The organism is Pokkaliibacter plantistimulans, from assembly GCF_003194385.1.
Classification (GTDB): domain Bacteria; phylum Pseudomonadota; class Gammaproteobacteria; order Pseudomonadales; family Balneatricaceae; genus Pokkaliibacter; species Pokkaliibacter plantistimulans.
This window is the reverse complement of the sequence record NZ_LAPT01000064.1, coordinates 1-10298: the sequence shown is the minus strand read 5'-3', so window position 1 is coordinate 10298 and position 10298 is coordinate 1. Positions and strand designations below refer to the sequence as shown.

The window sequence follows — 10298 nt, the reverse complement described above, 5'->3', positions numbered from 1 at the left end:
ATGTTGTGCCGTGAATACCCCATAAACCTTCAGCCCGGCATGTGCCGGGCTGAAGGTTTATGGGGAGCGTGACCTAGTGCCGGTTACACCATATCGGCGAACGGATTTTCCAGCTCCAAGCTGACCGGGTTTTCAAAACCGGGCAGGGTAATGGCGTTTTCGCTGATCGCCAGATCTTCGCCTTCCAGCACGTTGTGGCCAAACAGGTACAACGGACGGGCGGTACCCTTGGTGGCTTCCTGATCATAACCATGGGCTTTTTCGATGGCTTGCTCCTGACGGCTGCGCATGGTGTCGATGACCTTGCTGCCGTGCTTCTTGCTCAGCATCTGCATGGTTACCTCCGGCGACAGCACAGCGGTGCTGGCATTGTTGCCACCAAAGCCTTTGGAGTTGAGGAAGATCGCATCCATGCCGTCAGTGCCTACGTGATGATGCTCGGCACGAATCATCAGATTAGAGCTGTGTACATCGTCGGCGACGTGATCAATGGTGCCAATGCCGGGGATCAGACCATAGGCCCAGACGCCCAGTGCGTTGGTCAGCTGATCTCCCGCGGCGGTGCCCTGTGAGTGGCCGAGGTAGCACTTGATGGCGGCTACCTTCCATGACGGAATCTTGAAGGCCTTGGCGATTTCGTTGAGCACATGCGACTCGGTCACCCGGTTCTGCGGGGTACTGGTGCCATGGGCATGGACGAAGGTGCGATGACGCAGGGCCTTTTCGCCCAGAATGGCTTTGACCAGACCGGCGGCCTTACCCAGAGTCAGGTAGTTGCCGATGCCGGGTGCCGAAATGGACTTCTTGTGGCCGTCAGCATTGACGAATACGTCAGGCACAGAGCCAAACACCTGAGCACCCAGCTCAACGGCCAGATCATCCGCCATCAGCATGATGAACTGGGCAGACTCACCCACGGTGAAGCCACAGTTGGTAGAGAAGGGGCGGCAGGCACGGCGATACTGCTCTTCGGTCAGCTCAGCGATGCCATCAAGATCGCGCAGGTTCTTGTCTTCTGCCAGAGCACCCATGGCGCGGAAGCCTTCGATGATTTCCGGGGTAATGGGCGTATCGCTGCCACCGACCATGACGACTTTCTTGACGCCTGAGCGGATGTCGCGCACGGCCATCTGCAGGTTGTACAGGAACGAGGCACAGGCACCGAGTGAGGTGCCGGTTGAACCCACGCTGCCCAGTACATAGGCATTGATGAAGTCAGCAGGCATCTGGCCGTAGCCCAGTGGCATCTGCTTGGAGGTCACGCGCTTGCCCATGTAATGGGATTTAAGCATGCCACCAAAGCCGTGGTCATCGAGCTGACCAATAGAGTTGCCAGCGTAGACTGCGATCTGATCGGGGGCAACGCGGCCGCGGATCAGGCTCCAGTCGATACCCATCGAGCCCAGGCAGTCAGAAGCACCGAAGACGGTCATCTGCAAAGCACGGGGATGGTTACGTGACTGATACAGCTCGCCGGGCAGGAAACCTGTCGGTAACTGGCCACCACTCTGCACCGGCGCACTGCGGTAGTCATACAGCATCACGTCCAGTGGTTCTGCGGTGGTGATTTGCAGATAACCATTGCCCAGGTCTTGTAACTGCCAGCTGGAGGGTACATGTTCAGGCATGTGGCGCTGGCGGATGATGAACTGATGCGGAGCGTTTTCCATCGGAGCCAGTTTGCTGGCAACATGATGCGGGACGTTGTTGACGTCAAAGGCCTCATGGTTAATTCGACGAATTTGGGTGTTATTACGGATATAGTCGCCGAACAGGCTGACCACTTCGCGAGCGGACAGGGGTTGATTCCGAGCGTCGAAAAATTGACCGTTTTCGGATTTGGCCAAGCCCATCATGGTAGCCAGACTCAGCCAGGTTTGCTGCGATGCGTCCTCAGAGAGCTGATCGATGACCTGGCGGCGATAACTATGGTGAAAAGAAGCACGCCCTGAAGCGTTCACTCCGCCAAAACCGACGATGACAGGCAAATGAGACAAGGAAACATCCTCTCGAGGGCTGGTGGCTTGGAATTCGGAAAATAACGAGCATTGTATAGAGCCGGGGGCTTTGTGACCAGAGCATGACGTGGCGCAAAAAAGTAAGGAAAGTGCATATGCAACATAAGCAATTTTTGACATTGGGATTCGTCGCAGTCTTCCTTGGAGGGTGCATGACGACTGATCCTTACACTGGTCAGCAGAAGGTGGGTAACACCACCAAAGGAGCAGGAATTGGTGCAGTCGCTGGCGCCGTTTTGGGGGCTGCGGTGTCAAGCAAAAGCGACCGTGGCAAGGGGGCTTTGATTGGTGCCGCCGTGGGGGCGGGGATTGGTGGCGGAGTCGGTAATTACTTCGACCGTCAGGAGGCGGCTCTGCGTGAGGAGCTGCAGGGATCTGGCGTTCAGGTGAACCGTAATGGCGACGCCATTGATCTGGTGATGCCGGGCAATATTACCTTTGCAACCGACAGCGAGCAGATTGCGCCGTCGTTCTACAACACCCTCAACAGTGTGGTGAAAGTGCTGGTCAAATACGACCAGACGCATCTGGACGTGGTGGGCTATACCGATTCAACCGGCTCATTCGAGCACAATCAGCTGCTGTCTGAGCGTCGTGCCAATTCGGTGGCCAGCTATCTGCTGCAGAATGGCATTCCATCGAGCCGGGTAACGGCGCGTGGTCTGGGTGAGCGTGATCCTATCGCCAGCAATGATACCGCGGACGGGCGGGCACAGAACCGCCGTGTAACCCTGCAGATTCGCCCGATGCAGTAACAGCGTATTTATGGCCATACAGGGGTGAAAAGACCTGCGGAATGTGTATTCAGGGCACTGAGCTCTGCTTCCCTGGCACTTTCCGCCCTGTCTGGCCTTCGCTCGTGAGCGCCTTCGAGTATGCCCCGGTAAATCCGCAGGTGTTACTGCCCTAACGTAAAAAGCCCCTGGCCATCACGATGGCCAGGGGCTTTTTACTGATCTCGGCTAGCGTTCTTGGCTCAGGCTTCAGTGACCTGTTCAAACTTGCTTAGCATGGATTTTACAGCGTCTTCCCACTGACTGCGCTGCTGTTCCAGATCGGCTTTGCTCTGGCGCAGTTCGCTGACTTCAAGGCGCAGCAGTTCTACTTCCTCGATCAGACTCTGAATCTTGTTGTCCAGACTGTTGAGTAATTCATTTGGCATCATTGATTTCCTGATTGTACTGACTGATGACGCACGGCCGGAGCGGCGGTCATGCTGCCGTGAGAGGTTACCACGCCATCACCCGGTCGTCCTGCTGGATATTGATCTGACTGGCATCGAAAGGCAACTCAAGCCAGGCCGAGTCCCCCTGGACACTGCTAACCCGCGCACTGGTCTGGGTGTCATCCAGCTGTGGATAGACTTCTCCCTGTGGACCATAGTCATAGCGCTGGCGATATACCTGCAAGGTGTCACCTACCCGCAGGCCAGCCTGATGGCCAGCATTGACCAGCAGTCGCTGCCCTTCAGCGCGGATGATGCGGGCACTGAAGGGCTGGCACTGTAGCAGGCCGGTCAATTTATGGGCAAGGCCGTCGAGGCTACGGTTCACTGCCTGTCCATACAGACTTTTCCAGAATGTTTCTGTGCCAAAACCAATCTGTTTGAAGCGATCCGGAATCCAGGCGCCGGAGGTTTGTATACTGTCCTGAAAAATCAACTGACCGTCGTCGGCATCATGCACGTAGATGTCCATGGCAAACTGACGATGTTCGGTGACCAGGCCAGGGACATAGTCCTTAAAGTTGGAGGGCGACAGCCATGAGCCGGAGGTGGCGTTGTCGATAGGGGCCATCGACAGGTCACGAATTCGGCCAGACACCACATACTGCACATTACTCAGATGGCGCAGTTGCGGCAGCGCCAGGCTGATGTTGGGGAGGTCGCCGGTGGTAGGAGCCTGCTGAGCACCCAATACCTGCATCTTGCCCATCGGCAGCAGGGCCAGCCCGGGGGAGCCGCCAAGACGATGGGCCAGATCAATGCTGAGATCATTGACGATATTGCCAATACCTCCGAGGGTGGCGTCATCGGGGCGCAGCATCGGGAATGCGGCGATCAGAATATTCTTGCGGTAGTTGCGGGTAATGCCGGGCTGGGCACAACTTTGCTCAGGCTCAATCTCGGCACGAATCCATACGATCAGTACACCGTTGTCGGTTTTCTCCTTGAGCACCTTGATATCGGTAATACGCCCTTCACTGCTCATGCGGGTGGTGTCGCGCTGCATGACACCGTTCTCCATTTCCTGACTGCTGCTGAATGAACTGCCCGCCTGCAAAAGTGCCTGCTGGGAGGCTTCACGGATCGCCTGTTCACGGGCCTGATCTTTACCCCCCATGCCTATCAGCGCCTGACCCTGGGAGTCCACGGTGACGGCCTGGGCTGCCAGAGGCAGCAGTACAGATAGCAACAGGAAAGGAAGAAGGGAGCGATGCAGCATGCGGAATCCTGATGATTTGTTGAACTTGATGACTATACTTTGACATTGTGACTGCAGCAGGCAGATCACGAGGATAACCGGGGGGTGAAGCCGGAGCTACGGTTAAACACGCCATTCACCACCCGAATCGACCTGATACCTGTTGAACATTAGAAACCCTGGACATTGAAACATTACGTAAAGTTTTAACCTGAGTCGTCGATACGCTCAAGACAAGCGGATTTTTCATGCCTTGTCCGGCAGGGAGTGACTCCTGGCCGGGCATGCTCACGTTATATCACCTGCGTCGTGGCGCAAGGTGCAAGGACAGGAAACAGAAAGATGATGGCGCACATCCTTGTTAAGGTGGCGATGCCTGTGCGAACGCTGCTCAAGCTGTTGGCCGGGCTGATGATTGTGATGGGCTGCATGGTCTCGACCATGACCAGTGCCCAGGCCAATGAACCCAACTGCAGTGGCGGCACCTGCCAGCTGCCTCAGCAGACTGCCTCTTCCCAGCCTTGCCCCGAATGTTCACTGCGGGTCATGGTGGTGCCTACTCCCAGTTCGCAGTGTGCCAAGGAAGTTGCCAGAATCCGCTACCATGCACCCTGCGATGTGTGCGGTGGTTTCAATGTTACGGTGCGCGAAGATGATCGCTATCTGGGCCCACCCTGCAATAAGCTGAAGAACTGAGGAGGTAGAAAATGAAGTCTTGCCGTCTTTCCTCCGCTGCCAGCCGATCACCAGTTTCAGAGGCTTCCGTGTCTTCATCAAAGGTTTCTTTTCGTCTGTCCCGTCCGTACTCGAAGGTGGCGCTGGCACTGGGCTTTATGGTCTCCCTGGCTGGCTGCAACGAGCAAAACACCCAGCCTCAGCAGCAGATGGCCAGCAGTCAGTTCATGCAGGGTAAACATTATGACCGCATGGGCACGCCGGGTTCTGCACCGACGGTGTTGTCTGATGTGGTGAGCTTTATGGCTGACCAGCTATCGGCCAACAAGGATTTTGCCAATGTGCAGGACACGCCGATTGCCGTCACTTCGTTCGTGAACGTGGAAAACCTCAGCGAAACCAACAAGCTGGGGATTCAGTTGCAGGAGAATATGATCCACGAGATGCAGGTGCGCGGTTATAAAATCGTCGACTTCAAGACCATGGGGTCTATCCGCGTCAACCAGCAGGGTGATTTTGCCTTCAGTCGCAAACTGGAAGAGCTGACCCGTCAGTACCGCATCAACTATGTACTGACCGGCACCTACACCGGTTTTCCTGATGGGGTCATGATCAACGCGCGTATGATTGATCTGCAGTCCAAGGTGGTGATGTCATCTGCCCAGGGCTTCCTGCCGACCGATGATGTGGAAGGCATCATGGGTGGCTATGATGCGACCCGCAATTTCAAGGGCAAGATCATCGAGCAGCACGTTGCGCCCAGCGTCTACCTCTACAACACCAAGCTGGTCAAATAACATGCTGATCGACAGCGCAACCGTTAACACTCCGCTGTGGCGTTGGGTTGCCATGACCGCGCTGGTATTGCTAAGTGGTTGTCAGAATGTGCAGTCGCAGTCCGCTGCAGAACCCGCGGCAGTGTGCTGTGGTACCACGACGCGCAGTCCTGAAATCATCACAGTGGTAGGGTATGCCCCGATCAGCCTGCAACCCGGTCAAAACCAGCAGCACAAGATTCTGATGGCGATGCGGGCATCGAAGTTACAGGCTTATCAGGAAATGGCATCCGTCATCCATGGTCGTCTGATCAGATCGCAGTCGAGCATGAATGATATGGTGCTGCAGGGGGATCGGGTTCAGAGTGCGGTATCAGGTATTGTGCGTGGTGCTCGGGTGGTGAAGACCTACCCTGTGCAGGACGATGTCTATGCCACGGTGCTGGAGCTGCAGCTGACCGATGATATTCAGCGGGCCTATCTGCGTATGTAGTGCTGTTTGCGTATTGAATGGCCGCGTCACGACGCATATTGAAAACAGCCCTGGTCTCGGTGAGATCAGGGCTGTTTGTTTCTGGTGGAAGGCTTTGCTTTTTTGTGGACTGCCGACGAGGTACACAGCCGACATGAGCCCCCTGTCAGCCGACCTGAACTTCGCGTTTTGGGGTGAGAGGGGAGTCAGCAAACTGAATGCCCTGCCAGCCGTACTTCATAAACAGGCGGATATTGCGGTGGTCGTTGCCATCGGGGTGTTGCAGGACGTCCTGATGATAGTAGCGACCAAAGCAGGCCAGCGTGCGGGCTTCATTCAGCTCATGCAGCTTGGCGAAGGCGAAGATCTTGCAAGAGCCTTCATTGGTACCGGCATCGTTGACGATCTGGTCATTTTCGCAGCCATTGGTGAAGCTGGTTGGCTGATAGTCATAGTGTTCATGGATTAGGTTGATGGTGTCTTCAAAGTCGAGGCTGGCATCTTGTCCAACATGATCGAGAAAGAAGGTTAGGGTCATCTGGTTCATTCACACTGTCCTGTTGGTCGGTAGCCGGCTGCGCAGACGCAGGCGCCATGATCTGGGACTGATCGCAAGGCCAGCGCTGCTTTGCCGGAGCCCCGCCAGAAAGGCGGCAGAAGCTGGTGATGTGCCTCTCGCTGGTGATGCGGAAAGCACGTCAGTAACCCCTGCAATCTGGCGGAGCGTACTACTACTTTGGTTGTAACTGAGGGGCTAAGTTAAGTCATAAGCCGCTGTCAGGCAAGCAAGCGCTGCCTGTGCAGACTGGCAAGGGCGCTCAGCGAAAGGCCTTGTTACGCAGTTTTGTCAGGCTCGCCTGCTGACTTCAGGTAAGATGAGCCACCGCAGTCTGCCGATGTTCCGGCAGGGGTTGTAGAGGGAGTGGTCTGAGCAATGAGTACACCGGCACTTTGGCCGCGGGATCGACTGGCGCTGACGGATGTGGCCCGGGCACAGGCCGTCAAGGCTACTGAGCAGGCGTTTGCCCGTACCCTGACCAGCCTGCAGATTGATATCGGTCTGGTGCGTGTGCTGGAAGCCATCTATGTACCGCTGGCTGCCTGGGTGGTCGCGGGTCAGGAGCGTCTGCAACGGCCGATGGTATTGGGGATCAACGGTGCTCAGGGGGCCGGTAAATCCACCCTGAGTAATCTGCTGGAAATTATCCTCAGTGCGGGTTTTGGTAAGCGTGTGGTGGTGTTCTCCATTGACGATCTGTACAAGACCCGTGAGGAGCGCGAGCGTTTGGCCAGTGAAGTACATCCATTACTGATGACCCGGGGTGTGCCCGGAACTCATGATATTGATCTGGGGCTGCAGCTGATTGAATCGGTGAAGCAGGCAGAGCGCCATCATGCCACCAAGATTCCGGTATTCGATAAATCCATTGATGATCGCTGTGATCCCATGTTCTGGCAGGAGTGGGAAGGCAGTGCCGACGTGATTATCTTCGAGGGCTGGTGTGTGGGGGCCAAGCCGCAGGCTGACGAAGAACTGATTGCACCCGTCAACACCCTTGAGGAAGTCGAAGACGATCAGCAAACCTGGCGGCGCTATGTTAACGAACAGCTGAAGGGGTTATACGCCGAACTGTTTGAGCAGCTGGATGCACTGGTAATGCTGAAAGTGCCTTCTATGGAGGCGGTCTATGCCTGGCGTACGCAGCAGGAGCAGAAGCTGGCAGAGCGAGTGAGGATGATGGGAACCCATCACGCCACCGACGGTCTGCGCATCATGGATGCCGAGCAGATCCGCCGTTTCATCATGCACTACGAGCGCATCACCCGGCATACGCTGGCAGAAATGCCTGCCCGCGCGGATGTCACACTGCACCTTAATCAGCATCACCAGATTGCCAGCGTGCAGCTGAGATAACAGGCACTAGATGCCGAGGGGGAAAAGGGCCGCTGACGCGATACCCTGCACGACCCGGTTAATGTTGCGTTGTTCGCCGCCGTTGCTGATGGTGGCCATCATATCCTGCAGTGCAATCATCTTGCCGAACAGGCGCTCAAAGCTGAGATTGGGTTGTTCGGGGTCGAGGGAGTTGGTCAGTAGCCACGGAGTATCTGCGCTGGGGCCGCGATGCTTGAGACGCCACAGCACTATTTCCAGATTGCGGGCGCTTTTTGTCAGCCGGTCCGCCGACAGGCTGTCGAGCATGAAATACTCTGTCCGTCCGCCGTAGGATGCGTCCAGCATACTGGTAATGCCTGTCATCAGGGCGAATACACGGTCGCCATGAAAGTCATCACTCAGGGCCAGCTCGATGGCGTTGGTTCCTGTTTCGCTATTCAGCTCGGTGAAGTGCAAAGCCCGTGGCCGCTGGAACAGCTGCTGCAGGCGGCGGCTGATGGTCATGCCGGGTTGACGCTGCAACTCAAGTGGATTGCGCTTGTAGAGCTTGATGGTCAGCTCGCGACAGAGAGCTTCCTGCTCGTCGATATAGGCATCCGTGACCAGATCAATATCGGTCTTGGCCAGTCGGCGCAGCCCCGGGTCGGAAGTCACTGCGCAGCCTGCCAGGCCAAATATGATCATCAGTATCGCGATTATTCTGAATGTCATCTTTTGTAAATCATGTAAAAGGTCTGCCATGCTAAACCAGCCTGCGCGCGCTGCCAAGGAGAGCGCAAAGGGGGAGGGATCATCCCATGGAAAGTGCGTGGCAACTGCAACAGGATGTCACTGAAACCTGTCAGATTGTAGTCGATGCTTATCCGTATCTTCCCTGTTGGGGAGAGCTCTGGAAAACGAGGTGCAGCACTGTGATGCAGAGGGGAGGCAATGCTCTTTCTGCACTGCCCTGTCTTGATAAACATCAACCTGAATGCTATTTAGGCCAGCTAAGATAGTGTCCCTTGTTTAAACACGGGCTGACTGCCGTATTGGGTTGGCCTGCACTATGAGTAGATGTCATGAGCGAGCAGAATTATCGGGATCTTCGTCGCGAGTATGAGGCCGGCGAATTACGTCGGGCCATGCTGCAGGCCACACCACTGGCACAGTTTCAGCAATGGCTGGCAGAAGCCCGTGAACATCATCCTGATGATGCCACTTCCATGACCCTGTCAACGGTGGATGCAGAGGGCTGGCCTGAGGCCCGTATCGTGCTGCTCAAGCACTGCAATGAAGACGGCTTCTCCTGGTATACCGACAGCCGTAGCCGCAAAGGTCAGGCACTGGCGGCGCACCCCCGGGCTGAGTTGCTGTTCTACTGGCGTGGCATGGAACGCCAGGTACGCATTCAGGGTGAGGTGGTGCAGTTGCCTGCTGAACATGCTGAAAACTACTTCAATTCCCGCCCGCTGGGCAGCCGGCTTAGTGCAGCGGCATCCGTGCAAAGCGCGGCTGTGGCCGATCGTGCGGTGCTTGAACAACGTATCGAGGAGCTGAAACAGGCCCATCCGCAGGATGATATTCCCCGTCCTGACGCCTGGATTGGCTATCTGCTGCAGCCTCGTCGCTTCGAGTTCTGGCAGGGACGCGCTTCGCGTCTGCATGATCGTTTTGAATATCGCCTGCTGAACGGCGAATGGCAGATTGACCGGCTGTCGCCCTGATCCGCCATTGCGCTGTCGCGCAGGGTACAAAACAATGACGGGCCGCAGGATGATGATCCTGCGGCCCGTTTTTCTTTCGACGAAGATCACCCGACAGAGATTATCAACCTGTCTGTGGTGGCACGCTTAACAGGCGGTTGAAAAACGTTATCGATGCAGCCGAGACAAGGAAATACCCCGAGGGCACAAGAAACAGGCGAAAAAGCGGAGTTTAGTGAACTAAATGAGCATTTGACTCGCCCCGCTCACCCCTTTGGGGCCGTGCTAAAGCACGTTCAGCCTTTGGCTGTGAGCCTGTTTTTGACGCGGTATTCGGCAACGCAGATAGATT

At 56.1% G+C, this 10298-nt stretch carries 11 protein-coding genes; 6 read left to right on the top strand and 5 right to left on the bottom strand.

The annotated features are described in order from the left end of the window. Positions 1-83 precede the first annotated feature (83 nt). Complete coding sequence (locus WH50_RS13575; RefSeq protein WP_110187793.1) at positions 84-1997, bottom strand: beta-ketoacyl synthase; 1914 nt, start codon at positions 1995-1997, stop codon at positions 84-86. A gap of 116 nt (positions 1998-2113) precedes the next feature. Between WH50_RS13575 and WH50_RS13570 the strand changes: the two genes are divergently transcribed. Next, on the top strand, positions 2114-2773 hold the full coding sequence (locus WH50_RS13570) for a YiaD family glycine zipper/OmpA-like lipoprotein (RefSeq protein WP_104152096.1): 660 nt from the start codon (positions 2114-2116) through the stop codon (positions 2771-2773). A gap of 221 nt (positions 2774-2994) precedes the next feature. Here the strand turns inward: WH50_RS13570 and zapB are convergent, their stop codons facing one another. Together zapB and WH50_RS13560 are read right to left on the bottom strand one after the other, a co-directional pair. Beyond that, positions 2995-3183: a cell division protein ZapB gene (gene zapB, locus WH50_RS13565; protein WP_243410107.1), complete on the bottom strand. Its 189-nt coding sequence runs from the start codon at positions 3181-3183 to the stop codon at positions 2995-2997. A gap of 64 nt (positions 3184-3247) precedes the next feature. After that, complete coding sequence (locus tag WH50_RS13560; RefSeq protein ID WP_110187791.1) at positions 3248-4462, bottom strand: flagellar assembly protein T N-terminal domain-containing protein; 1215 nt, start codon at positions 4460-4462, stop codon at positions 3248-3250. Between the two features lie 321 nt (positions 4463-4783). Here WH50_RS13560 and WH50_RS13555 point away from each other — a divergent pair, with 321 nt between their 5' ends. From WH50_RS13555 to WH50_RS13545, 3 genes are all read left to right on the top strand, one after another. Next, positions 4784-5137, top strand: coding sequence for a hypothetical protein (locus WH50_RS13555; RefSeq protein WP_110187790.1), 354 nt, complete (start codon positions 4784-4786; stop codon positions 5135-5137). A gap of 68 nt (positions 5138-5205) precedes the next feature. After that, a complete protein-coding gene (locus tag WH50_RS13550; protein WP_133251322.1) occupies positions 5206-5913 on the top strand; it encodes a FlgO family outer membrane protein in 708 nt (235 codons plus the stop codon). Between the two features lies 1 nt (position 5914). Next, positions 5915-6385 carry an LPP20 family lipoprotein gene (locus WH50_RS13545; protein ID WP_110187788.1) on the top strand — a complete coding sequence of 157 codons (471 nt, stop codon included), beginning with the start codon at positions 5915-5917 and terminating at the stop codon, positions 6383-6385. A gap of 145 nt (positions 6386-6530) precedes the next feature. Here the strand turns inward: WH50_RS13545 and WH50_RS13540 are convergent, their stop codons facing one another. Next, positions 6531-6911 (bottom strand): HopJ type III effector protein, encoded by a 381-nt coding sequence (locus WH50_RS13540; protein WP_341476835.1) that lies wholly within the window; start codon positions 6909-6911, stop codon positions 6531-6533. Between the two features lie 387 nt (positions 6912-7298). Here WH50_RS13540 and WH50_RS13535 point away from each other — a divergent pair, with 387 nt between their 5' ends. Then, entirely contained in the window at positions 7299-8279 is a 981-nt protein-coding gene (locus WH50_RS13535) for a hypothetical protein (RefSeq protein WP_110187787.1), read from the top strand. A gap of 6 nt (positions 8280-8285) precedes the next feature. Here WH50_RS13535 and WH50_RS13530 read toward each other — a convergent pair whose 3' ends face one another. Then, positions 8286-8972: a hypothetical protein gene (locus WH50_RS13530; protein WP_110187794.1), complete on the bottom strand. Its 687-nt coding sequence runs from the start codon at positions 8970-8972 to the stop codon at positions 8286-8288. 350 nt (positions 8973-9322) lie between these two features. Between WH50_RS13530 and pdxH the strand changes: the two genes are divergently transcribed. Next, positions 9323-9967 carry a pyridoxamine 5'-phosphate oxidase gene (gene pdxH, locus WH50_RS13525; RefSeq protein ID WP_110187786.1) on the top strand — a complete coding sequence of 215 codons (645 nt, stop codon included), beginning with the start codon at positions 9323-9325 and terminating at the stop codon, positions 9965-9967. The last annotated feature ends 331 nt before the right edge of the window (positions 9968-10298 follow it).